The 24356-nt window shown below is 73.4% G+C and carries 16 protein-coding genes and 1 pseudogene; 6 read left to right on the forward strand and 11 right to left on the reverse strand.

The window, feature by feature from the left end; genetic code table 11:
• Positions 1-220 precede the first annotated feature (220 nt).
• Positions 221-1282 carry a helix-turn-helix domain-containing protein gene (locus tag AB0C22_RS10835; protein WP_219468068.1) on the reverse strand — a complete coding sequence of 354 codons (1062 nt, stop codon included), beginning with the start codon at positions 1280-1282 and terminating at the stop codon, positions 221-223.
• 140 nt (positions 1283-1422) lie between these two features.
• Between AB0C22_RS10835 and AB0C22_RS10840 the strand changes: the two genes are divergently transcribed.
• Entirely contained in the window at positions 1423-1893 is a 471-nt protein-coding gene (locus AB0C22_RS10840) for a DUF2690 domain-containing protein (protein WP_219468063.1), read from the forward strand.
• A 135-nt stretch (positions 1894-2028) separates the two neighbouring features.
• Here AB0C22_RS10840 and AB0C22_RS10845 read toward each other — a convergent pair whose 3' ends face one another.
• From AB0C22_RS10845 to AB0C22_RS10880, 8 genes and pseudogenes are all read right to left on the reverse strand, one after another.
• Positions 2029-3693 (reverse strand): SulP family inorganic anion transporter, encoded by a 1665-nt coding sequence (locus AB0C22_RS10845; RefSeq protein ID WP_357534662.1) that lies wholly within the window; start codon positions 3691-3693, stop codon positions 2029-2031.
• A gap of 125 nt (positions 3694-3818) precedes the next feature.
• A pseudogene (locus AB0C22_RS10850) lies at positions 3819-4139 on the reverse strand (metalloregulator ArsR/SmtB family transcription factor); the annotation flags it as partial.
• A gap of 184 nt (positions 4140-4323) precedes the next feature.
• On the reverse strand, positions 4324-5253 hold the full coding sequence (locus tag AB0C22_RS10855) for an acetyltransferase (protein WP_357534664.1): 930 nt from the start codon (positions 5251-5253) through the stop codon (positions 4324-4326).
• A gap of 240 nt (positions 5254-5493) precedes the next feature.
• A complete protein-coding gene (locus tag AB0C22_RS10860; protein ID WP_357534666.1) occupies positions 5494-7536 on the reverse strand; it encodes an FAD-dependent oxidoreductase in 2043 nt (680 codons plus the stop codon).
• Positions 7537-7730: 194 nt separating this feature from the next.
• Positions 7731-10202, reverse strand: a complete 2472-nt coding sequence (locus AB0C22_RS10865; protein ID WP_357534668.1) for a glycoside hydrolase family 2 protein — start codon at positions 10200-10202, stop codon at positions 7731-7733.
• Positions 10199-11077 (reverse strand): carbohydrate ABC transporter permease, encoded by an 879-nt coding sequence (locus tag AB0C22_RS10870; protein ID WP_308291043.1) that lies wholly within the window; start codon positions 11075-11077, stop codon positions 10199-10201. The genes AB0C22_RS10865 and AB0C22_RS10870 overlap by 4 nt, the downstream gene beginning before the upstream one ends.
• Positions 11078-11189: 112 nt before the next feature.
• The gene (locus AB0C22_RS10875) at positions 11190-12089 is read right to left on the reverse strand and encodes a sugar ABC transporter permease (protein ID WP_219470741.1); all 900 of its coding nucleotides are present in this window, start codon (positions 12087-12089) and stop codon (positions 11190-11192) included.
• Between the two features lie 154 nt (positions 12090-12243).
• Positions 12244-13524, reverse strand: coding sequence for an extracellular solute-binding protein (locus AB0C22_RS10880; RefSeq protein ID WP_357534671.1), 1281 nt, complete (start codon positions 13522-13524; stop codon positions 12244-12246).
• Positions 13525-13910: 386 nt separating this feature from the next.
• Here AB0C22_RS10880 and AB0C22_RS10885 point away from each other — a divergent pair, with 386 nt between their 5' ends.
• On the forward strand, positions 13911-14930 hold the full coding sequence (locus AB0C22_RS10885) for a LacI family DNA-binding transcriptional regulator (protein WP_219468045.1): 1020 nt from the start codon (positions 13911-13913) through the stop codon (positions 14928-14930).
• 30 nt (positions 14931-14960) lie between these two features.
• Here the strand turns inward: AB0C22_RS10885 and AB0C22_RS10890 are convergent, their stop codons facing one another.
• Positions 14961-17522 (reverse strand): EAL domain-containing protein, encoded by a 2562-nt coding sequence (locus AB0C22_RS10890; RefSeq protein ID WP_357534673.1) that lies wholly within the window; start codon positions 17520-17522, stop codon positions 14961-14963.
• A 178-nt stretch (positions 17523-17700) separates the two neighbouring features.
• Here AB0C22_RS10890 and AB0C22_RS10895 point away from each other — a divergent pair, with 178 nt between their 5' ends.
• Positions 17701-18075, forward strand: coding sequence for a PH domain-containing protein (locus tag AB0C22_RS10895; protein ID WP_357534675.1), 375 nt, complete (start codon positions 17701-17703; stop codon positions 18073-18075).
• 136 nt (positions 18076-18211) lie between these two features.
• Here the strand turns inward: AB0C22_RS10895 and AB0C22_RS10900 are convergent, their stop codons facing one another.
• Positions 18212-19138, reverse strand: coding sequence for a 2-hydroxyacid dehydrogenase (locus AB0C22_RS10900; RefSeq protein ID WP_219468040.1), 927 nt, complete (start codon positions 19136-19138; stop codon positions 18212-18214).
• A gap of 165 nt (positions 19139-19303) precedes the next feature.
• Between AB0C22_RS10900 and AB0C22_RS10905 the strand changes: the two genes are divergently transcribed.
• From AB0C22_RS10905 to AB0C22_RS10915, 3 genes are all read left to right on the forward strand, one after another.
• Positions 19304-21109 carry a SpoIIE family protein phosphatase gene (locus AB0C22_RS10905; protein ID WP_219468038.1) on the forward strand — a complete coding sequence of 602 codons (1806 nt, stop codon included), beginning with the start codon at positions 19304-19306 and terminating at the stop codon, positions 21107-21109.
• A 70-nt stretch (positions 21110-21179) separates the two neighbouring features.
• Positions 21180-22343, forward strand: coding sequence for a PQQ-dependent sugar dehydrogenase (locus AB0C22_RS10910; protein WP_357534678.1), 1164 nt, complete (start codon positions 21180-21182; stop codon positions 22341-22343).
• 101 nt (positions 22344-22444) lie between these two features.
• Positions 22445-24079 carry a metallophosphoesterase gene (locus AB0C22_RS10915; protein ID WP_357534680.1) on the forward strand — a complete coding sequence of 545 codons (1635 nt, stop codon included), beginning with the start codon at positions 22445-22447 and terminating at the stop codon, positions 24077-24079.
• Positions 24080-24356 lie beyond the last annotated feature (277 nt).

Consider the following 24356-nt stretch of genomic DNA (forward strand, 5'->3'; position numbering starts at 1 on the left):
GTCGCGCGAATCGGTCGATCATGACAGGTACCCGTTCACGGTCATACTCGGTGGTGTCTCCTCACGGGCCGCGTGCTGGCGCTCGCGCCGGTCCCACCGTAGTCGCAACTATGCACAGCGAGAGTTCCCGCCCGAGCGAGTTCTGCGTTCTGTCAGGCGGCTCCCGCGTTCCCATCATCGGCCAGCCGGGGGAATGACCGGGACGGCTGCCGGGGCGGGTTCAGGGGATCGGGCGGACCTGGGTGGCGCCCCGGTAGCAGCCGGTCCGGGCCGGCGGTGACGTCCAGCCCGCGCCGGTGATCCGCACTTCGGCCCAGACGCAGGTCCGGGTGCTGGTGAGCAGGTTGCCGTAGGCGGAGATGCCGGCGTAGTCGATGGTGAAGTCGTGGCTGCGGGCCGGGGTGTCCCCGTCGGTGACGGCGAGCACCACCCGGGCCGGCCGGGGCACGGTCGGGGTGCCCGCCGGGGCCGGCATGAACCGGGGCCAGCTCGCCCCGCAGACCGGTGAGTATCTCAGCTCCACCAGGCCGATCACCCGCTCGTCGATCAGCACCGCAGCGCTGTCGACGGTGGTGACGGCGGGGTCGGCGGCACACCCGGCGTCCTTGGGGTCCGCCCCGTCGTGCACCCGCAGGGCGGAAGCGGACCCGGTGGGTGTCGGGTCGGGCACCCCGGCGGGTGGGCCGGACGTGGCCGAGGTGACCGGCGGTTGGTCGACGGAGCGCCAGCCGATCGAGGCCAGGCCGACGGCGAGCACCATGAGCAGGCCCGCCCCGGCAGCGGGGAGCAGCAGCCGACGATCGGACCGACCGGCCGGCGCCGCAAGCGCCGGTCGGCCGCCGGGCGAGGACTCGGCAGCAGGCGGGGGCTCAGTAGCAGGCGAGGACCCGACGGCGGGCCGAGGCTCGACGGTAGGCGGGGAACCAGCGACGGGCGAGGGCTCGACGGCGGGCAGGGAATCGGCAGCGGGCGGGGACTCGGCGGTGCCGGGTGCGCGGTCGTCGGCCGCCGGATCGGGGGTGCTCGCGGCGACCCGGTGCCAGCGCCGGGCCCAGGCCGTCTCGTCGCCGCCGAGCGCCCGGACGTACGCCAGGGTGGTGTCCAGGGTGGGTAGCTTCCGGCCGCCGGCCGCCTCGGACAGCGAGCTGGACGACCGGTGGGCCCGGCGGGCCATCGCCTGGTACGTCGGCCGGCCGGCCCGGTCGCGCAGGCTGCGCAGCTCGGCGGCGAACGCCTGCACCGGGTCGGCGTCGGGATCGAGCGGGCGCTCCGTCCGGGCCACCGTGACTCCTCGGGTTGATTGACCAGCGCCGGCTATTGATTGTCCAACGCCACACAGCGTAGAGACGACTGTCGACGGAAGGTAGAGATGGGAGTCGACCCAACCCGGTCCGAAAGTCGACCATCCACATCGGAGGAACGATGACCACCGCACCCCGAACGTCGAGGGCTGTCCACCGGACGTTGGCCACCCTGGCCGCCAGCGCCCTGGTCGCCGCGAGCCTGCTCGTGGCGAGCCCGGCGAGCGCCGGCTGCCCCACCACCGGCTGCGACGGCACCGACCCGATCAACACCCAGTGCTCGGCCGACGCCCGCAACGCGACCAGCCAGCCGGCGTACATCATGAAGGGCGCGACCACGCTGGCCGTGGTGGAGCTGCGGTACAGCGCCACCTGCGGCACCAACTGGGGCAAGATCAGTAACCGGGTGACCCCGAACCGGGTCCAGGTCACCGCCTACCGGGACAGCCCGCGCAAGTCGACGCCGTGGTACGGCGGCACCGGTGCCCAGTACTACGGCGACCAGCTTGACGGCCAGAACTCGACGATCTGCGCGGTCGGCGAGGTCGTCTACAACGGCACCACGTACACCAGCACGCCGCTCTGCGCCTGACCGCTACGGCTCCGGCCTGACCGGGGAGGCTGCGGGCCGGCCGGGGCGCCGAGGGGGCGGCGAGGTGCGCGCCGCCCACCGGGCGGCGGTGGGTGACGGTGGTCGCCCACCGCCGCGTGAGCCGGCCGACCACCGTCAGGTGGTGACGGTGCCCCGCAGCAGGTCCCGGGCGTGGGCGATGGCCGCCGGGGTGTCGGCGAAGACCAGCCCGTCGCGGCGCAGCTCGTCGGCCACCCCGAGGGTCGCCAACACCTGGTCGTGGTCGGGGGTGATGCCGGAGAGCAGCACAGTGATCCCCCGGCCCCGCAGTCGCCGGACGGCGTCGCCGAGCACGTGCGCGCCGGTGGCGTCCAGCGCCGACACCCGCGACATCCGCAGGATGACCACCCGGACGTCGGCGACCTCGGACAGCTCCAGCAGGAAGGTGTGCGCGGCGGCGAAGAACAGCGGCCCGTCCAGCCGGTAGGCCACGATGTGCTCGGCCAGCAGGGCGTGCTCCTCGGCGCTGTGCTCCCCCCGGTCGAGCGGGACCTGTTCCAGCCGGGCGCTGCGGGCCACCGCGCGCAGCGCGATCACCACCGCCACGGCCACCCCGACGGCGACGGCGGTGACCAGGTCCCAGGCGACCGTGACGACGAAGGTGAGCACCAGCACCAGGGCGTCGCCCCGGGTGGCGCGGGCCAACGCCCACAGCGACCCGGCCTCGACCATGCGTACCGTGGTGGCGAGCAGCACCCCGGCCAGCGCGGCGAGCGGAATCCGGCCGACCAGCGGGGCGGCGGCGAGGACGATCGCGGCGAGCGCCACCGCGTGGGTGAGCGCGGCCAGTTTCGACGACGCCCCGGCGCGGACGTTGACCGCCGTGCGGGCGATCGCGGCGGTGGCCGGGATGCCGCCGAACAGCGGCGAGGCGAGGTTGGCCAGGCCCTGACCGAACAGTTCCCGGTCCGGGTCGTGCCGTTGCCCGACGGTCATCCCGTCGGCGACGGTGGCCGACAGCAGGCTCTCCAGCGCGGCGAGCGCGGCCACCGCCAGCGCCGACGGCAGCAGCACGCCGACCGCGCCGGGGTCGAGGAAGCCCAGCGACGGCGTGGGCAACCCCTGCGGCAGCGCACCGATCCGGACCAGCTCGACCGGGGCGGTCTCGGCGAACACCGTGGCGGCGGCCACCCCGAGCAGCGAGAAGGGTACGCCGGGCCGGAAGCGTGCGCCGAGCAGCATCAGCGCCGCCACCCCGAGCGCGACGGCCAACGCCACCGGCCGGGGGTGCACGACGAACCGGGCGACCGCGTCGGCGGCGACGGCCCAGACCCGGTCGCCGTGCGCGTCGGTCACCCCGAGCGCGGCGGGGAGTTGTTGCAGGGCGATGACCACGGCGATGCCGGCGGTGAAGCCCTCGATGACGGGGGTAGGCAGGTAGCGGACGTACCGCCCGAGGCGGGCCAGGGCGAGGGCGATCAGCAGCAGCCCGGCCAGTGCGCCGACCATCAGCACCCCGGTCGGGCCGAACTGCTGCACCACCGGCACCAGCACCACGGTCATCGCCCCGGTGGGGCCGGAGACCTGGAGGTGGGAGCCGCCGAACACGGCCGCCACCGCCCCGGCGACGACGGCGGTGACCAACCCGGCCTGCGCCCCCAGCCCGGAGGTGACGCCGAAGGCGAGGGCGAGCGGCAGGGCCACCACGGCCACGGTCAGCCCGGCGACCAGGTCCCGGCGGGGTGCCCGGCGTACCGCCTGCCAGTCGGCGCGGTCGGGCAGCAGGCCGAGGACCCGGTCGGCGACGGCGGCGACGCTCACCGGCCGGGCCGGGTCGGTGGGCCGTTCGTGACGGGGGTACGGGGCCCGTCGCCGGCCACGACGGGACCGGACGGTCCGGCGGCGGGTACGGCTGCGGTGCTGCCGGCGACCGGGTCGGCGGTGCCGGCGCGGAGTTCGTCGAGGAGGGCGTCGCGGTCGGTGAGGACGGTGCCGAGGATGCGTCGGCCGGCGGCCAGCAGGTCGGCCACGTCGGGGGTGCTCAGCGAGTACATGACCAGCGGGCCGTCCCGGTAGGAGGTGACCATGCCGGCCCGGCGCAGCACGGCGAGCTGCTGGGACAGGTTGGACGGCTCGACCTCGATGACGGCGAGCAGGTCGCGGACCGGCTTCGGCCCGTCCTGGAGGAGTTCGAGCACCCGGATGCGTACGGGGTGACCGAGGGTGCGGAACAGCTCCGCCTTGGCCTGGTACAGCGGCACCGACACCGGCGACCTTCTTCCCGTTCGACGACGTGAAGACTTTAGCACTTGCACAATTCTTCAATTCACCTGTCGCGTGGTTCGTGACTCCCGCTTCGGGGCGGATCGCGCGGTGTGCCCCCGGCGAACCTGCCGGGGGCACACCGCAAGGGTCAGTCGACGCCCTGCCGACCAAGCACGGCCGCAGTGGTCAGCGTGGCCGCCCCGGATCGCTGGTCGACGCCGAGAGCGCACCGTCGGCCGGCGCGAAGATCAACCGGGAGCGCAACTGCCGGAAACCGGTGCGTTCCAGCTCGGCGACCACCGCCACCCGGTGGGCGTCCACGTCGGCCACCACCTCCCGGGCGCCGTCGGCCGCCAACGCCGCGACCGAGTCGGCCAGCAGGTCGCCGCGCGCCGACGGGTCGAGCACGCCGACGTAGCCGAGCATCGGGAAACAGGCATCCCCGGCCGCCCCGGCCAACCCCACCGGCTCCCCGGCGGCCAGGGCGACCCGCCAGGTCGTGGCCGGGCCGGCCAGCCAGGCCCGTGGATCCCTGGCCAGGTCCACCCCGGCCACCGCCTGGGCGATCTCGCGGCCGGTCAGCACGTCCGGCTCGGCGATCCGGCCGACGAGGGAGTCGATCTCCGTGCTGTCGGTGGCCGGCCGAAAGGCGTAACGGCCCGAGGCCGCCGGCAGTGGGGTGCCCGCCCACGAGCACCGGAGTCGCTCACCCCGCTCGACCAGCCCGGCGAGCCGGGCCGCCGCCAGCGGTGCCCGGACCACGGCCAGCACCTCCGGCCGACGCCGCCAGTGCGCCGGCAAGCCGGCGTAGTACCGGTGCGGACCACCGAGCGCCTCGTGGGCCGCGCGCAGCAGTGCCGCACCCACCTCCGGCCCGGCGGCCAGGTCGAAGCGGTCCAGCCAGGGCGCACCGACAGCTCCGGGTGGCAGGAGCCACGCGGCCCGGCCCACCACCCGGCCACCCCGCAGGGCGATCCAGGTGCGCTCGGGCCGGTAGCCACCCCCGGCGACACCGTCGGCGTAACCGACCTTGCGCAGTTGGGGCAGCGGGTCGGGCATGGACTCGAACAGATCTTCCTCGCCCGCGACGAGCGGGCGGATGACCAGGTCGGTCATGGGGAATCCTCCGGAAAGCGAACGCCCCGGTCAGATCCGCGTGGACGCCGGGACGCGGAGGGGGCGCAGAACATCGGACATTGTTCTGACCTCCTTCCGGCTCGACGGCGTGCCGCGAAAACGTACTCTACGCGTACTCCATGATCCGCCGTGGCAACCAGCACGGGCTGCGGATCGTCGGCACCCTGAAGTCCGGGCCGGGGCTCAACGTCCTCGCCGTCTTCGAGAAGTGAGCACGGGTCAGGCCGGCAGGAAGCGGACCGCGTCGGCGACGACGTACCCGTCGGTGCCCTCGGTGCGGATCAGCACGCTGCCGGCCGTCCCCGCCGGAAACTGGTACGTCCCCAGCGACACCCACTGCCCGCCCGACGCGCGCTGGTCGACCACCCGGGTGGTCACCCCACCGCCGTGCACCACGTCGACCGGGACGTTGCCGGCCCGGTTCGGGTCCGCCGTCCAGCGCAACTGGACCGCCCAACTCCCGGCCGTCGGCAGGGCAGGGGTGAACCGCAGCCGGTTGACACCCTTGCCGGTGTTGCCGTCGTGCTCGTAGTCCGACCCCCAGTAACCGCCGATGGCGGTGCTGCTCACCCAGACCCCGGCCCGGGTGACCCCGGCTGCCCGGTTGTCCACCACGATCTCGCCGTCGGCGGTGGGCGGCCAGCTCAGGATCTGCCCGTCCCGGCGCAACCGGGCCTGGAGGGCGGCGACGTCGACCTGCTGCACCGGCGCCCCGGCATCCACCGCCAGCAGCGCCGCCGTCGCCGCGGACTGGGCGAGGATCATGAAGACCGGTTCCATCCGGATCGAGCCGTAGGCGATGTGGCTGGCCGACAGGCAGACCGGGACGAGGAGGTTGGCGCACTGCCCGGTGGTCGGCACGATCGACCGGTAGCTGATCGGGTACGGGCCGGGCACCCCGACCTGCACGTCGCCCTCGTTCTTCACCAACCCGTCGACCACCACCCGCTGGCAGTTGTGCGAGTCCATGGTGTAGCTGGCCAACCCGACCGAGTCGGCGGCCCGCACGCTGCCCCGGCAGTCCCGCTCGGTCATCACGTACGCCGACACCATCCGGCGGGCCTCGCGGACGTAGAGCTGCGGGGGCCACCCGCCGGTGGCGGTGAACTCGTCGGCGGCCAGGCCCCAGCGGGCCACCCCCGCCCGGACCGACGCCGGCAGCCGGGGGTCGTTGGCCAGGAACCACATCAGCCCCTGCTGGTACGTCAGGTGGTCGGCGACCATGCTGTCCCGCTGCGCCCGGGTCGCCGTCGGGTAGGCGTAGTTCACGCCGATGAAGTCGGTGGAGAACGCCCCGGTGTTGTTCGAGTCGGTCTTCCCGCCACCGACGCTCTGCGTGGTGAAGAACGGCCCGGTATACCCGGCCTGCACGTACCGCAGCAGCAGTTCGTAGTCGGCCGGGTCGTAGCCGGCCGGCTGCGGGAACGGGACCCGACCGGCGGCCTGGGTCAGGCACATCCGGAAGTTGTACGCCTGGATCCGGTCGTCACCGGTGCCGTTGCCCGCGACCGGGGCGGCGGAGATGCCGGGGAGCAGCCCGCTGGCCGGGCTGCCCGGCACCACGTACGGGTCGACCGGCAGGGTGAACTGGTGTGCCCCGCGCAGCTGCACCCCGTTGATCGTCTCGCCGTACGCGGTGTTGGCCTCCCGCCCGACCGTGTACGCCACCCCGGCGGCGGCCATCAGGTCACCCTCGTAGGTCGCGTCGACGAACATCGGGCCGGTGAAGAGCTGCCCGTTGTCGGTGACCAGGCCGGTGATCCGGTCCCCACTGCGCTGCACGGTGGTCAGCCGCGCGTTCAGGTAGACCGGCACCCCGTGCTCGGTGAGCAGCTCGTCGAAGACCCCGGCGGCCACGTGCGGCTCGAAGACCAGCCGCATCGGCGAATCGGGGGTGACCGGGACACCCTGGTACCTGGCGTACACCCGGCGGTAGAACTCCCCGGCGAGACCACCGATGGCGGCGCTGGTGCCGCTGTCGGTGTAGCCGAGCCCACCGGTGGTGAGCCCGCCGACGTGGCTGCCCGGTTCGACGATCACGGCGGTGCGCCCCAACCGGTGTGCCTGCACGGCGGCGACGATGCCGGCCGAGGTGGCCCCGTAGACCACCAGGTCGGCGGTGACGGTGCCGGCGGCCAGGGCCGGCAGGCCGAAGCCAGTGCCGGCGGCCAGGGCGGGAAGCCCGTTACCGGTGCCGGCGACGACGACGAGGGTGGCCCCGCCGAGGCGGATCAGCTGACGGCGGGTGAACGCAGGCGACATCACGGCTGCCCTTCGCAGACGAGGGGAGGAGCGCGCCGCCGCACCCGGAACGCATCGACCCTCGCTGATCAGGTCAGAGCTGTCAAGGGCCCCTCCTGCCCCACACCCGACGGGAAGGAGGGCTCGGGCTGCCGACCGGCGTGGGTCGGGGCGGCCGGGCCGGACCCGTGGCACGGGCACCCCGGGCCGTCCCGTCAGCCCCCCGGGGCCGGGGCCGCGTCGTCGAGCAGGTCGTTGACGCAGCGCAGCACCGGCCGGGCGGTCAACGCCGCCGGGTCCAGCGGCGCACCGCAGGTCACCGTGAACGTCACCGACTCCCCCGGCAGCAGGGTGACCAGCGCCGCGTCGACCTCGGCGGCCGGGTCGAGCCGGTCCGGGAAGAGCGTCAGGTCACGCAGCACGGTCCGCGCGGTGACCCGGACCCGCTGCCCGCCGACGACCGGCTCCACCGTCGCGTCGAAACGGGCCGCCGGCCACTGCGCGTCCCGGTCCTCGGCGAAGAACCACAACGCCCGCTCGGCGCTGGCACCGGCCTCGGCGACCAGCAGTTCCCGGCGCTCCTCCTCCGCCACCGCCAGGTCCGCCGGCAACGGCACCGCCACCGCCGCGTACGCCGGCACGTCGAGCGGGTACGACGTCTTCGCCCTCGGCTCGCCGGTCAACGTCGACCGGGTCACCGTCACCGGGGCCCGCCACGGGGTGCCGGTCTCGTTCACCGCGATCAGGGCCAGCCCACCGTCGCGGGGCTGGACGGTGAGCAACCGGTCGGCGTACGCCCGGCGCAGCGCGTACCACAGGGGTTTGCGGCGACCGTCACCGTCGACCGCCGACCACGAGGTGACCGGCCAGCAGTCGTTGAGCTGCCAGACGATGGTGCCGGAGCAGACGTCCCGGTGCGACCGGAAGTGCTCCACCCCCAGCTGGATGGCCCGCGCCTGGTTGAGCTGGGTCAGGTAGTGCCAGTCGTCGAAGTCGGCCGGAGCGGGCAGGTGCGCGTCGAGACCCCGTCGCAGCTTGGCGTCCCCGTCGGCCGCCTTCTGGTGGTGGGCCATCCCCGGCGAGTCGTGCGCCAGCGGCTCGTCGGACAACGCCCGGCGCAGCGTCGCGTACGCCGGGGGCGCCTGGTAGCCGAACTCGGCGACGAACCGGGGGACGTACTCGCGGTACTTCGTGTAGTCGTCGGTGTTCCAGACGTCCCAGATGTGGGTGGTGCCGTGCGCCGGGTCGTTGGGGTGGATGTCCTCGACACCCGACCACGGGCTGCCCGGCCAGTACGGGCGGGTCGGGTCCAGCTCGCCCACCACCCGGGGCAGCAGGTCCAGATAGAAGCCCCGCCCCCAGGTGCGCCCGGCCAGCGGCTCCTGCCAATCCCAGTCGTGCCAGCCCCAGATGTTCTCGTTGTTGCCGGTCCACAGCACCAGCGACGGGTGCCCGGCCAGCCGGGTCACCTGCTCCCGCGCCTCCGCCTCGACCTCCGTGCCGAACGGCTCCTCCTCCGGGTAGGCCGCGCAGGCGAACAGGAAGTCCTGCTGCACCAGCAGGCCCCGCTCGTCGGCGAGGGAATAGAAGTCGCCCGACTCGTAACGTCCGCCGCCCCAGACCCGCAGCAGGTTGACGTTGGCGTCGGCGGCCTGGGTGAACCGGTGCGCCAGCCGGTCCCGGGTGACTCGGGTGGGAAACGCGTCGTCGGGGATCCAGTTGACCCCCCGCACCAGCACCGGCACGTCGTTGACGTGCAGGGTGAACGGGGTGCCGTGGGCGTCGGGGGTGGTGTCCAGGCGTACCGAACGGAACCCGATCCGCTGTGACCAGGTGTCCAACGGGGTGCCGTCGGGCGACGCCAGGGTCACCACCAGCGGGTGCAGCGGCTGTGCGCCGTACCCCCGGGGCCACCACAGTTCGGGGTCGGCGACGGTGAGGGTCAGCGCGGCCGTACGCCGCCCGGCCGCGACGGTCGCCTCGCCGGTCACCCCGGCGACCTCGGCGCGGACGGTCAGTGGCACGTCGGCCACCCGCTCGACCTCGACGTGCAGCTCGACCCGGCCCCAGCCGTCGACGACCGTCACCAGTGGACGGACGGTGCCGAGCCGGGCGGTGGACCAGGCGTGCAACCCGATCTCCTGCCAGATCCCGGCGGTCACCAGCGTCGGCCCCCAGTCCCAGCCGAAGTTGCAGGCCATCTTGCGGATGAACGCGAACGGCTCCGGGTAGGCGTTGGGCCGGTCACCGAGCCGTTCCTGCTGCTCCCCGGCATAGCGGTACGCCGAGTCGAACCGGACAGCGAGGGTGTTCTCCCCCGGCCGCAACGCCGAGGCCACGTCGAACCGGTACGACCGGTGCATGTTCGCGGTGCGGCCGACCTCGACGCCGTTGAGGGTGATCGTGGCGACCGTGTCCAACCCGGCGCAGACCAGATCGACCCGGTCGTCGTCGCCGGGCCGGTGCACGAACGTGGCCGCGTACTCCCAGTCGGTGCGGCCGATCCAGGCCGACGCCGTCTCGTTGTCGTCGAGGTAGGGGTCGTCGATCAGGCCGGCGGCGAGCAGGTCGGTGTGCACACACCCCGGCACGGTGGCGGGTATCGACCGCCCGGCGACGGCGTCGGGCACCTGCGGCCCGGACACCGCGCGCAACTGCCAACCCTCGTGCAACGCCAGACGGTTCACGATTTCACCGCGCCTTCCATGATTCCCCGGACGATCTGCCGGCCGCCGACGAAGAGCATCACCAGCAGCGGCACCGTGGCGATGAACGCCCCCGCGAGCACCCGACGGTAGATGACGTAGTTGCCACTCGCCAGATCGGAGACGGCCACCATCGAGGTCGGGTAGTCGGTGCCGCTGAGCGTGATCAGTGGCCACTGGAAGTCGTTCCAGGTCGCCACGAAGGTGAGCAGGCCCAGCACGGCCAGGGCCGGGCGGATCGCCGGCAGCACGATGCTGCGGTAGATCCGCATGGTGGTAGCCCCGTCGACCCGGGCCGACTCGACCAGCTCGTCCGGGACGCCGTTGACGATGAACTGCCGCATGTAGAACACCCCGAACGCGGTGACCAGACCGGGCGCGATCACCGCCAGCAGGGTGCCGTTCCAGCCGAGCCGGCCCATCACGATGTAGAGCGCGACGATGCCGAGCTGGTTGGGGACGGTGAGGGTGAGCACCACCAGGAGCATCAGCGTGTCGCTGCCCCGGAACCGCAGCTTGGCGAAGGCGAACCCGGCCAGCGAGCAGAAGAACAGCACCGAGGCGGTCACCACGGTCGACACGATGACGCTGTTGACCAGGGAGGCGGCGAAGTAGACGTCCTGGAGCGAGAAGACCTCCTCCAGGTTGGCCAGGAACCGGTTGCCGGGGACGACCGCCGGGGGCAGCTTCGCCAGCGCCTCGTCGTCGCTGGTGGCGATGACGAACATCCAGTACAGCGGGAACGCGGCGAACAGAAAGGTCAACGACAGCAGCAGGTACGTGCCGAGACCGGCCGGGGTGTCCTGCGGCGCGCGCCCCGACAGCGCGGGCCGGCGCACTGCGTTCCTCGCGCTCACCGATCCCCTTCCGCTCGCGACTGCGGGACTCCGCTGCGCTGCGTTCCTCGCGCTCACCGGTGTCCCCTTCCGTTCGCGACTGCGGGACTCCGCTGCGCTGCGTTCCTCGCGCTCACCGGCGACCGCCCGACAGGCGGTTGGTCAGCAGGGTGTTGAGGCCGGTCACCAGCAGGATGATCAGGAACAGCGCCCAGGACATCGCGGCGGCGTAGCCGAGGTTGAGGTCCTTCCAGCCGACCTTGTAGATGAGCTGGGCGATGGTCTGCCACTCGCCGTTCGGTCCGCCGGTGGCGGCCTGCGCGTTCAGGTCGAACAGCATCGGCTCGGTGAACAGTTGCAGCCCGCCGATGGTGGACAACACCACCGTGAAGACGATCACCGGTTGGATCATCGGTACGGTGATCCGCCACAGCTGCCGCCACGGGCCGGCCCCGTCGATCGCCGACGCCTCGTAGACGTCACGCGGGATGGACTGCATGGCGGCCAGGTAGAGCAGGGCGTTGTAGCCGATCCACTTCCAGTTGACCATGGTGGCGATGGCGATCCAGGCGTGCGGCTTGTCGGCCCGCCAGTCGATCGCCGCGTCCCCCGTGGCGCCGATGCCCACCTCGGCGAGCAGCCAGTTCGCCATCCCGAAACTGCGGGAGAAGAACGCGCTGAACACCATCGTCGAGGCGACGATCGGGGTGACGTACGGCAGCAGCACCCCGACCCGCCACCAGGTCTGCGCCCGCAGTTTGCGGTTGAGCAGCGACGCGACCACCAGCGCCAGCAGCAACTGGGGCACCGAAGAGAGCAGGAAGATGCCGAAGGTGTTGTAGAGCGCGTTCCAGAAGTCCTCGTCGCCGAGCAGCCGGGTGAAGTTCGCGACGCCGGCCCAGTAGGGCAGGGTCGGGTCGTCGAGCCGGTAGTTGCGCAGCGCGACGACCCCGTTGAACAGCAACGGGAACAGCCCGAACACCCCGAAGAGCAGGAAGAACGGCGCGATCATCAGGTACGGCAGGTAGCGCATGTCGAAGCGGTACAGCCGGTCGCGCCAGCCGGACGGGCGACCCGTCCCGGCGGCGGATGCCGACCCGGGGCGGTGACTCGACGGCGGCGCGGCTCGGGTGGTGGGCACGGGACACCTCCGGGGCCGGGACGGGACGGGACGGGGCTGCGGACGGTCAGGACCTGCCGGCCTTCTCGGCCTCCTTGACCGCCTCGGCCCAGGCGGCATCCGGCTTCAGGGTCTTGTTCTGCACGCGGTTGATGACGTTCTCCACGGCCACCCGGGTCGGGCCGTTCTTCCTGCCCAGGTACTGCGGGGTCAGCCCCTGCGCCATCCTGGGGAAGATCTGCCCGACCGGCGCGTCGTTGAAGAACGGGTTCTTGAACTCGGCGATCGCCGGGTCGGCGTAGAGCGCGGGTTGCGAGGGCAGGTTGCCGACCTTCTTGAAGATCTCGATCTGCTGCTCCGGCTGGACCAGCCACTCCAGCAGCTGGTACGCCTCGTCGACGTGCCTGCCCCGCTTGGGGATGGTGAGGAACGAGCCACCCCAGTTGCCGCCGCCACCGGGCACCGCGGCGATGTCCCACTTGCCCTGGGTGCCGGGCGCGGTGTCCTTGATGTGGCCGAGCATCCACGCCGGGCAGGCGAGGACAGCGAACGAGCCGGCGGTGAAGCCCTTGTCCCAGTCGGCCTGGAAGCTGGCCAGGTTGGCCGACAGTCCGGCCTGGACCGCCGTGATCGTGTAGTCGAAGGCGACCTTGGGACCCTGCTCCATCCGGAGCTGTTCCTGTTCGTCGTAGAAGCCGACGGGCTGCTGCCCCAGGATCGGGTTGAACAGGTTGGTGCCGGAGTCGAGGAACTTCTTCTTCGTCCGGCCGGTGTAGTCCTGGCCGACCTGGATGAACCTGTCCCAGGTGGGCCAGAGGGCGGAGACCTGGTCCCGCCCGGTGGGCAGCCCGGCGGCGGCGAACAGGTCGGTGCGGTAGCACATGGCCAGGCCGCCGACGTCGGTGCCGAGGCCGATCTGGGTCTTGCCGTCTGCCGACAACGACTGCTTCCACTTCCACGGCAGGTACTTGCTCTCGTAGGAGCCGGCGCCCTTGTCGAGCAGGTTGACGAACTTGTCGGACTGGCTACGGAACTGGACCATGAAGCCTTCGTCGATGGCGGCGATGTCGGCCGCGCCGGAACCGGCGACGAGCTTCTTCTGGAGATCCTCGTGCTGGGCGTTGTACTCGCCCGAGTTGAGTTGGATCTTGACGTTGGGGTGGTCGGCCTCGTAGCGGGTCTTGAGGTCCTGGAGACCGAAGTCGCCCCAGAAATTGATCTTCAGGGTGACCTGGCCGCCTCCGCCGCCCGAGTCGGTGGCGCTCCGGCCGCTGCACGCGGCGATCATCGTCAGGCTGACGACGCCGACCGCCGCCGCGCGCGCCCAGTGGGTCCAGGACCGTCTCATCTCATCCTCCGCGCACACATCGGGGACGCCCATGACATCGACAGGCGTTGACTGAACCGGATAAGTGAGGCCACCGTACGGGCCACCCCACACGGTGTCAACGGCCGGTCAACAGCGCCTCGAACCGGCAACCTGGGCGTGCCCATCGAACCGCGAGGGCAGGGCCGGAGTGCCTCCCCGCCCTGCTCGGCGCGCTGGTATACCGCCACCACGCACCTCCCGCCGCGTACACTTAACCGGGCAAGCGAATCCCGCTCAGCGGTAATGGCGGAGCACCCCGGCCGGGAGCGTCGACCGGACCAGGCACCGGTAGCGTGGGCACCGCCGGTGATTCCGGCCCCCGTCGACGGCCCACCCAGGCCGTGAGAAGTGGAGGAGACACACCGGTGAAGCGGCCGACCATCGCCGACGTCGCCCGACGCGCCGGAGTGTCCAAGGGCGCGGTGTCGTACGCGCTCAACGGGCAACCGGGGGTCTCGGAGGCCACCCGGCAACGCATCCTGGCGATCGCCGCCGAGATCGGCTTCAGCCCCAGCAGCGCCGCCCGCGCACTCTCCGGCGCCACCGCCGACGCGGTCGGCCTGGCCCTGTGCCGACCGGCCCGGATACTCGGCATCGAACCGTTCTTCATGGAGCTGATCAGCGGTGTCGAGGCCGAACTCTCCGCCCGGTCGTACGCCCTGACCCTCCAGGTGGTCGCCGACCAGGAGGCGGAGATCGCGGTCTACCGACGCTGGTGGGCCGAGCGGCGCGTCGACGGCGTCCTCGTCTGCGACCTGCGGACCAACGACATCCGGGTGCCCGCCCTGGAGGAGTTGCAACTACCCGCCGTGGTGATCGGCGGGCCGGGGCACACCGGCACCCTGGCCCACGTCTGGGCCGACGACGCGGCGGCGCTGGCCGAGGCGGTGGAATACCTGGTCGCCCTCGGCCACCGACGGATCGCCCGGGTCGGTGGGCTGCCCTCGCTGCTGCACACCGAGATCCGCACCGACGCCTTCGCCGAGGTGTGCGGCCGGCTCGGCCTCACCGACGCGGCGACCGTGTGGTCCGACTACACCGGCGAGGAGGGCGCCCGCGCCACCCGGCGGCTACTCAGCTCCGCCCGACGCCCGACCGCGGTGATCTACGACAACGACGTGATGGCGATCGCCGGGCTCTCCGTGGCGCAGGAGATGGGCCTCGGCGTACCCGCCGATCTGTCCATCGTGGCCTGGGACGACTCGCCCCTGTGCCAACTGGTGCACCCGCCGCTGACCGCGCTCGGCCGGGACATTCCCGCCTACGGCGCGCACGCGGCCCGCCAACTGCTCGCCGTCATCGCCGGGGAGTCGGTGGGCGGGCTCCAGGACGAGACGGCGCACCTGACCCCGCGCGGCAGCACCGCACCGCCCCAGGTCAGGTGAACCGGTTAAGTCAACTCGTACCGGCGCAGGTCACCGGGAGGACGTGGGGAACTCCTCGAAGTACGCCTCGACCCGCTCGGCGGTGGCCGGACGGGCCAACGCGAAGCCCTGGCCGTACCGGCAGCCGGCCCGGGTCGCCCGGTCGACCTCCGGCTCCGACTCCAGGTCCGCCATCACCACGGTCACCCCCAACCGCTCCCCCAGGCCCACCACCACGTCGATCAGCGGGCGGGTCTCCGCATCCGGCCCGGCCGGCCGGGGCTGCACCTTGAGCAGGTCGATCGGCAGCCGACGCAGCTGCGCCAGGGAGGCGTGCTCCGCCCGGAAACTGTCCAACGCGACACGCACCCCCATCGACCGGAGCCCGGCCAACCGGGCCACCACCGTCGGCAGGTCCGCGCCCAGCCTCGACTCGGCGATCTCCAGCACCAGCCGTTCCGCCGGCAAGCCGTGCCCGGCCAGGACCGCCTCCACCCGGGGCACCAGATCCGGGGCCAACAGCTCGGCCAACGTCAGGTTGACCGCCAACCACAGCTCCCGCCCCCCGGTCGACCAGTCGGCGAGCTGCCGACAGGCCCGGTCCAGCACCCACCGCCCCAACTCACCGAGCAGACCCAGATCCTCGGCGACCGGCAGCAACTCGGCCGGCAGCACCGTGCCGAGCACCGGGCTGCGCCACCGCAGCAACGCCTCGATGCCGGCCGGCCGCCGATCAGCCAACGCCAACACCGGCTGGTAGACCAGGTCCAGCTCACCCCGGGCCGCCGCACCGGGCAGTTCCCGCTCCAGGTCCAGCCGACGGACCAGCTGTTCCTCCAGGCAGGCGTCGTACCACTCGATCCGGTTGCGCCCCAGCTGCACGGCCCGGCGACGGGCCAGGTCGGCCTGGCGCAGCACGTCCTGCGGTGCCGCCCCGGTCAGCTCGGTCAGGCCCACGCCGACCCGCAACCGGGCCATCCCGGTCGGTGCCAGGCACGGTTCGGTCAATGCGGCCAGCAGCCGTTCGCCCAACGCGTACGCCGGCACCGACCCGGCGTCGGTGACCACCGCGAACTCCTCCGCGGACAACCGGGCGACCAGGTCCCGGGGGCCGACCACGTCGCGCAGCCGGCGGGCGGTGGTGACCAGGAGGGCGTCGCTGCCCACCGGCGCCGGACCACCCTGCGTCGGGACGGGCACGTGCACGTCGACCAGCAGCAGGGCACCGGGTGGGCCACCCCGCGCGCCGAGCACACGCAGCAGCTCCTGCCGGTCGGCCAACCCGGTGAGCGGGTCGGTGGCCGCGACCCGCCGCAGCTCCCGCTCCAGTCGGCGACGGTCCCCGACGTCGCGGACGTGCAGCACCACCGCGGCCCCCTCCGGCACCGCACGCTGGTCGCTCACCGTCGACTCGATCTCCCGCCAGCCGCCGTCGCCGGTACGCATCCGGGCCACCAGCAGCGGCGGCGCACCGCCGTCGGACCGGGCGGCCAGTCGGGCCAGGACCCCCGGCGCGTCGTCGGGGTGCAGCAACCCGGCCAGCGGCAGCCCGCACACGTCGTCCTGGCGCAGCCCGAACCAGCGCTCACCGGCCGCCGAGAGCCACTGCACCCGCAGCCCGTCGTCGAGGACCACCACCAGGTCACGGCCCCCGGAGACCAACGTCCGGAAGTACGCCTCCCGGGCGGCCAGCCGCCCGGCCCACCGGCGGTTGTCGGTCACGGAGATCAACTCCCGGGCCACCAGCGACGGGATCACCGCCAGCCCCAGCAGGACAGCGGTCGGGGTGAACCCGTCGGCGAACGCCAGATGCCCGCCCGCCGCCACGGTGGCCACCACCGCCGGTGCCGTCACCCGGGGCCAGGCCGGCGGCGCACCCGCCGGGTCGGCCGGGTCGCCCGCCGCGACCCGGGCCATCCCCGCCGCGGTCAGCAACGCCCCACCGACCAGCAGCGGCACCACCGTCAGCAGCGACACCTCCGACGCCCGGTAGGCGAACAGCCCCACCAGGACGGCCAGCCCGAGCAGGACGGCCGCCACCCCGACCCGGCAGCGGGCCGCCCCCGGGCGACGACGGCGGTCGGCCAGCGCGCTCACCAGCAGCCCGGCCAGTCCGACCGCGCCGACCACGGTGACCACCCGGACCACCGGTGGCACCGGGCCGGGCGGGACCAGCACCCAGCCGGCGAAGAGCAGGGCGGTGCCGGACCCGAGCACGTCCACCCCACGGCGCAGCCGGGCCCGGGAGCTCAACCGGACATGGCCGGGCAGCAGGAGCAGCCCGATCGCACCGGCCAGGGCGACCGCGCCGAACCCGGTCGCCACGACCCCGGCCCGCCAGGACGTCGGCACCAGTGGCAACACCGCCACGGTCAGCCCGGCCACCGTCACCGCGACGTTGAGCGGGGCGGCGGCCCGGCGGGACCGCCGGGAGGTGGCGGCCGACCGGAACAGCCGGACGGTGGCCAGGGCACAACCGACCGCGCCGGCCATGGTGGTCGCCGCCAGTGGCCGGAGGAGACCGGCCAGGCTGGCACCGGCCAGGAGCGCGACCAGCACCGACAGCGTGGTCGGCGCGGACGGGAAGCGACGGAGGAGGTGAGCGACGGTCACGGCGGTCGCCTTCGTGAGGGGGAAACACGGGGCGGTATGACGGGGGTTAGCGGTTCAACGATTCGCCACCACACGGGTTATGCCCGCCGACCATGATCCGCGTCACCAGCCGCGGTCGTCCCCGGCTGGTCGACCGCCCGGCCGGAACCAGCCCGGTCAGGGGTGGGATCATCGGGGGGTGAGTCGCGCCGACACCATCCGTTTCCGGCACAACCAGGCCATCCTGGTCGCGGCCGTCATCGCCACCATCGGCGCGCTGCCCCTGGCCGCCGCCCGGTGGTACCTGCTGCCGGTGCTGCTGATCCCGTTGACCGTCGCGATCTGGGCCTGGCGTTCCGGCACCGACGCCGACCCGCGTGAGCTGCGCCTGCGGGCGCTGGCCGGGGGGCGACGCATCCCCTGGGAGCAGGTCGTCGAGCTGGCCGCCGACCCGCGCGGCCGGGCCGTCGTCCGGCTCGCCGACGGGCAGCACCTGCCCCTGCCTGCGGTCCGGGGCGTCGACCTGCCCCGCCTGATCTCGATCACCGGCCAGTCCCTGCCCGAGGCCCACTGACCCCGGGGTCCACGCCGGGCCGGCCGGCCCGGCCGGTCCCGACCGGGCCGCGACCACCACCGGCCCGCGACCACCTCCGGTCCGCCGCGACCACCACCGGTCCGCGACCACCACCGGTCCGTCGCGACCGACGGCGTCAGTAGCCGTCGACCACCGTGTTGACCAGCGGTTCCCCGGCGACGAACCGCCGCAACTGCTCCCCCACCAGCCGGTACGCCCGGGGCAGCAGCCCCCGTACCGAGCCGGCGACGTGCGGGGTGAGCAGCACGTTCGGCAACTCCCAGAGCGGATGGTCAGCGGGCAGCGGCTCCGGGTCGGTCACGTCCAACGCCGCCCGCAACCGGCCGGAGGTCAGCTCCGCGACCAGCGCCGACGTGTCCGCCACCGGGCCCCTGGCGGCGTTGACCAGCAGCGCCCCGTCCGGCATGGCGGCCAGGAAACCCGCGTCGACCAGCCCCCGGGTGGCCTCGGTCAACGGCACCAGCAGCACCACCACGTCGGCCTCGGGCAGCAGCCGGGGCAGTTCGGTCACCGGGTGCACCCCCTCCGCCGGCCGTGCGGTCCGGGCGACCAGGGTGAAGGTGACGTCGAACGGGGCCAGCCGGGCCCGGACCGCCGCACCGATCGAACCGGCCCCCACGATCAGCACCCGCTTGCCGGTCAGCTCGTCGGTCGGCGCGACCCGGTCGTACGCCCACTCCCGCCGCGACTGGGCGCGGGCCAGCTCCGGGAAGCCCCGCAGCTGGGCCAGGATCGCCGTGACCACCCACTCGGCGGTACCGGCGTCGTGCACCCCCCGGGCGTCGCACAGGGTCACCCCGGGGGGCACCCGGCCGGACCAGGCGTCCGCCCCGGCGGAGAGCAGCTGCACCACCGCCAGCTCCGGCAGCCGGCCCAGCATCGCCGTGGTGTCCACCCCGGCCAGGAACGGCGGCACCCAGAACCGGACGCCGGTCGGGTCGCCGGGCGGATTCTCCGGATCGGTCCACGGCTGTACGGTGACACCGGCCGGCACCGCCCCGAGCAGCTCGACACCGACAGGATGCGGAATCCATACCTTCACGCGTGCCGACGATAGCCCTCCGTCGGCAGGCTGTTCCGAGGGGCCGGCCCACCGACGCCGCACCGGGCGATGTCGCCCACCTCCCCGGGCGCGCGACGGTCGGGGCGGGTATAACCGGGGGTCGGACGTCGATCGGCGTCCCCCATCCAGGCAGACAGGTGGTCGATGACCGAGCGCAGCGAACGGCCAGCCGTCGGGATCGCCGCGCTGGCCGACCCGGCCCGACTGCGGTCACTGACCGACACCGGGCTGGACGCCGCGCCGGACGAGGCGTTCGACCGGTTCGCCCGGCTGGTCAGCGACCTGCTCGACGTGCCGGTGGCGCTGGTCTCCCTGGTCACCGAGACCCGGCAGTTCTTTCCCGGCGCGGTCGGGCTGCCCGACCCGTGGGCCGCCCGCCGGCAGACCCCGTTGAGCCACTCGTTCTGCCAACACGTGATCGACACCGAGATCCCACTGGTGCTGCCGGACGCCCGGCTCTACCCCCGGGTCCGGGACAACCTGGCCGTGCCGGAACTGGGTGTCGTCGCGTACGCCGGGATGCCGTTGACCGACCTGGACGGCAGGGTGCTCGGCTCGCTGTGCGCGATCGACAGCAAACCCCGGGCGTGGACGAAGGCGCAGCTGCGGACGCTTGCCGACCTGGCGGCGGCCTGCTCCTCGGAGCTGCGGCTGCGGATCGCCCTGGACGCCGCCCAGCAGGCCCGCCGGCTGGTCGAACACGCGCACGACCGGCTCAACCTGCTCGCCTCGCTGAGCGAAACCCTGGCCGGCACGCTCGACGTCGAGACGGCCGTGGCGCGGCTGGCCGACGCGGTGGTGCCGCTGCTGGCCGACTGGGCCATGGTGACCCTGGTCGACCAGGCTGGCACCCCCCGGTGGGTGAACACCGTGCACCGCGATCCGGCCCGCGCCGCCGAGGCCGCCCGGTTCGGCGAGCTGGCGCTGCGCCGGCTCGGCCCGGCCTCGATCACCCGGACGGTGCTGCGGACCGGCCAGCCGGTGCTGCGCCACGTCGCCGACCTGGACGACGTCCGGCAGGCGAGCGACGAGCCGGAGCTGGTGACCCTCGCCGAGCGGCTGGGCTTCGCCTCACACCTGACCGTGCCGGTGCCGGCCCCCGGCCGGGGTACGGCGATGGGCGCGGTCACCCTGGTCGCCGGGCCCGACCGGCGGGCCTTCGACGACGACGACCTCGGCACCGCGCTGGAGATCGGCCGGCGTGCGGGGCAGGCGGTCGGCAACGGCTGGATCTACGGCGAGCAACGGCACGTCGCCGAGGTGCTGCAGCACAGCATGCTCCCGCAGTTGCCGCAGAGCCCGTGGGTCGAGCTGGTGGCCCGCTACCAGCCGGCCGCCGACCGGGTGGAGGTGGGCGGCGACTGGTACGACGCCTTCGTGCAGCCCGACGGCGATCTGGTCGCGGCGATCGGGGACGTCGCCGGCCACGACATCGAGGCCGCCGCGACCATGGGTCAGCTGCGCAACCTCGTCCGGGGCAACGCGTACGGGCGCACCGATCCGGTCGACGAGCTGATGCGGCGGTTGGACGCCACCATCTCCGGGCTGCGCATCCCGACCGCCGCCACGGCGGTGCTGGCCCGACTGCGGCCGGTCCCCGACGGGGTGGCGGTCACCTGGTGCAACGCCGGCCATCCCGCGCCGCTGCTGGTCACCGCCGACGGCACGGTACGGCTGCTCGACGGTCGGCGGGAACCGCTGCTGGGGTTGACCCGGCCGGTCCCCCGCACCGGGGCACGGGTGCTCCTCGCCCCCGGGGACACCCTGCTGCTCTACACCGACGGGCTGGTGGAGCGGCGGGACCAGCCGATCGACGAGGGCATGGCGCAGTTGTGCGAACGGGTCACCGCCGCCGGGGTCCGACCCGCCGCCGACCTGTGCGACCTGCTGCTCGGTTCGGAGGAGCGGCGTGAGGACGACGTGGCGTTGCTGGCCGTACGGGCCCGCTGAGGCGGTCGCCGACCGGTGGGCCGTTCCCGGTGGCCCGGCGGGCCCCGATTCGCGGGCTAGGCTGGGCCGGGTGAGCGCCCGTCTCCCGTACCCCCGCACCGCCCGGGTCCGCGCGGCCCTGGCGACGTCCGGTGTCGCGCTGCTGCTGACCGGGTGCAGTCTAGGCCCGCCGGATCCCGATCCGGCCGGTGAACCACCCAACCTGCCGACCCCGTCGGCGTCGGCGAACACCCCCGAGCAGCAGGTGGTGGCCACGGTGCTGGCCAAGGGGTTGCGGGTGCCGTGGGGGATGGCGTTCCTGCCCGACGGGGCGGCGCTGGTCACCGAACGGGACAGCGGCCGGATCCTCAAGGTCGGGCCGGAGTCGGGGCCGCAGGGGTTGACCGTCACCCCGGCGCAGACCGTGCCGGGGGTGGCCGCGTCCGGCGAGGCGGGGCTGCTCGGCATCGCCGTCTCCCCGGCGTACGCGCAGGACCGGTCGGTGTTCGTCTACTACACCACCGAGCAGGACAACCGGGTGGCGCGGTTGACGCTGGGTGGCGCACCCACGCCGATCCTGACCGGCATCCCGAAGGCCGGCAACCACAACGGCGGTGGGCTCGCCTTCGGCCCGGACGGGCAGCTCTACGTCAGCACCGGCGACGCCGGTGACCGGGCCGCCGCGCAGGACCGGGCCACCCTGGCCGGCAAGATCCTGCGGATCACCCCGGACGGCAAGCCGGCCCCGGGCAACCCGTTCCCCGGCTCGCCGGTCTGGTCGCTGGGGCACCGCAACGTGCAGGGACTGGCCTGGGACGCGGGCAAGCGGATGTACGCCACCGAGTTCGGACAGAACACCTGGGACGAGATCAACCGGATCGACAAGGGCGCCAACTACGGCTGGCCGACGGTGGAGGGTCAGGCGGGTGACGGCAGGTTCGTTGACCCGATCGTGCAGTGGGGCACCGACGAGGCGTCCTGCTCGGGGCTGGCCGCGACGGGCCGGCTGTTGGCCGCCGCCTGCCTGCGCGGCGAGCGGCTCTGGCTGGTGGAGTTGACCGACACGGGCACCGTGCTGGGCGCACCCCGGGAACTGCTCACCGGGAAGTACGGTCGGCTGCGGGCGGTCGCCGCCGCCCCGGACGGTTCGCTCTGGGTCTCCACCTCCAACCACGACGGGCGGGGCCAGCCGGTGCCGGAGGACGACCGGCTGCTGCGGTTGGTCTTCGCCGACGGTGGTGCCGGCCGGAGCTGACGACACGCCGACGGTCGGACAGCAGGGCAGGTACCGGGCGGATCGGCTGCCCGTCCGCCAGGTTTGCCAAGATCTTTCAGTGGGCAGGTCAGAATCTCAGCATGGACGGTCAGGAGAACGAGCAGCGCGGGCCCGGGGACGACGACACCCCCGCCCGGCGTGAGCGGCGCTGGTCGCCCCGGTGGCCCACCGGCCGGTCAAGGGGGACGCGCCGGGCCGGCGTGGTGCTGGCGGTGCTGCTGGTCGCGCTGACCGGAACGGTCATCGGGGTGTTCGCCGGTGGTCGGGTCAGCACCGACATCGGCCCGTTCCGCGCCGACCTGACCCTCGCGCCGGCCGTGCGGGGCGGCACCACCGTCGACATCCCCCCGCTGGGGGCGCTACAGCTCGACAGCCACCAGGGTCCGACCCACCTGACGGTGGGCCTGGGGGCGCTGGACCAGCGTAAGACCGAGGCGTTGATCGACGACCCGGCCAGCATCAGCCGGGCCAGCCAGTCGGCGGTGACGGACGTCCGTAACGGGGTGCTGCGGCTCGGTCTGCGTACCCTCGGCGCGGCGGTGCTGGTCACCCTGATCCTGGCGGCTCTGGTCTTCCGGGACACCCGGCGGACCGCCTGGGCCGGTGGGGTGGCCCTGGTGGTCACCGTCGGCAGCCTCGGGCTCGCGGCGGGCACCCTGCGCCCGCAGGCCATCGAGGAGCCACGGTACGAGGGGCTGCTGGTCAACGCCCCGGCGATCGTCGGTGACGCCCGGCGGATCGCCAACGACTACAGCCGTTACGCCGAGCAGTTGCAACGGTTGGTCGGCAACGTCAGCCAGCTCTACACCACGGTCTCGGCCCTGCCGGTGTACGAGCCGGCACCGGGCACCACCCGGGTGCTGCACGTCTCCGACATGCACCTCAACCCGACCGGCTGGCAGTTGATCCGCACCGTGGTCGAGCAGTTCGGCATCGACGTGGTGATCGATACCGGTGACCTGACCGACTGGGGCAGCGAACCCGAGGCGTCGTACGTCGGGTCGATCGGCCTGCTCAAGAAGCCGTACGTCTACATCCGGGGCAACCACGACTCACCCAGGACGGCGGCGGCGGTGGCCCGGCAACCCAACGCGGTGGTGTTGAACAACTCGACCACCACCGTCGCCGGGCTGACCATCGCCGGCATCGGGGACCCCCGGTTCACCCCGGACAAGGAGACCTCGCCGGCCGGCAGCGGCCTCACCGCCCAGGTCGCCGACCAGGTCATCGGGGCCGGCGAGACGCTCGCCGGCACGATCCGCAGCTCGCCGCGACCGGTGAACATCGCCCTGGTGCACGATCCGGCGTCGGCCGGGCCGCTCTCCGGCACCTGCCCCCTGGTGCTGGCCGGGCACACCCACGCCCGCCAGATGTCGAAGTTGCCGCAGGTGGACGGCCAGCAGCCGACCCAGCTGATGGTGGAGGGCTCCACCGGCGGTGCCGGCCTACGCGGGCTGGAGGGCGAGAAGCCGACCCCGCTGTCGATGTCGGTGCTCTACTTCGACCAGCAGAAGCTGCTCCAGGCCTACGACGACATCACGGTCGGCGGCACCGGGCAGGCCCAGGTGAACCTGGAACGTCACGTGATCCGCGATCCGGCGAAGGGCGCCGACGTCCCGGTCACCCCGACCCCGACCCGGGGCGCGTCGGAGTCGGCGTCCCCCTCCGGGAGCGCCCCGACCCCCACCTCGCCGGCCCCCACCCCGACCAGCTGACCCCCGACAGGCAGACCGCCGACACACCGTGGTCAGGCAGGCGGCTGGGACAGGCGGCTGGGGCAGGAGCCGGCAGCCGGGGCACGGGCCGGCGGCCGGGGCAGGCGGCGGCGCACAGCCGACGTCCGCCAGGCGACCGGCGCACAGCCGACGTCAGCGGGTGGACCGCCGCCACGCCACCGCCGCTGCCGGCGCATTGCCGATGGCTGCACGCCCACTGCCAGGGCCTCTGATGCGCGAACGCCCCACCCACCACCTCCACCAATGTCACCAAGCG

Origin of the sequence: Micromonospora sp. NPDC048894 (assembly GCF_040649765.1) — a bacterium.
GTDB classification, from domain to species: domain Bacteria; phylum Actinomycetota; class Actinomycetes; order Mycobacteriales; family Micromonosporaceae; genus Micromonospora; species Micromonospora antibiotica.

Bases quoted from the DNA above. Each gene is read 5' to 3' on its own strand.
- AB0C22_RS10840 (WP_219468063.1), top strand. From the start codon at position 1,423: ATGACCACCGCACCCCGAACGTCGAGGGCTGTCCACCGGACGTTGGCC.
- AB0C22_RS10855 (WP_357534664.1), bottom strand. From the start codon at position 5,253: ATGACCGACCTGGTCATCCGCCCGCTCGTCGCGGGCGAGGAAGATCTG.
- AB0C22_RS10860 (WP_357534666.1), bottom strand. From the start codon at position 7,536: ATGTCGCCTGCGTTCACCCGCCGTCAGCTGATCCGCCTCGGCGGGGCC.
- AB0C22_RS10875 (WP_219470741.1), bottom strand. From the start codon at position 12,089: ATGCGCTACCTGCCGTACCTGATGATCGCGCCGTTCTTCCTGCTCTTC.
- AB0C22_RS10880 (WP_357534671.1), bottom strand. From the start codon at position 13,524: ATGAGACGGTCCTGGACCCACTGGGCGCGCGCGGCGGCGGTCGGCGTC.
- AB0C22_RS10905 (WP_219468038.1), top strand. From the start codon at position 19,304: ATGACCGAGCGCAGCGAACGGCCAGCCGTCGGGATCGCCGCGCTGGCC.
- AB0C22_RS10915 (WP_357534680.1), top strand. From the start codon at position 22,445: ATGGACGGTCAGGAGAACGAGCAGCGCGGGCCCGGGGACGACGACACC.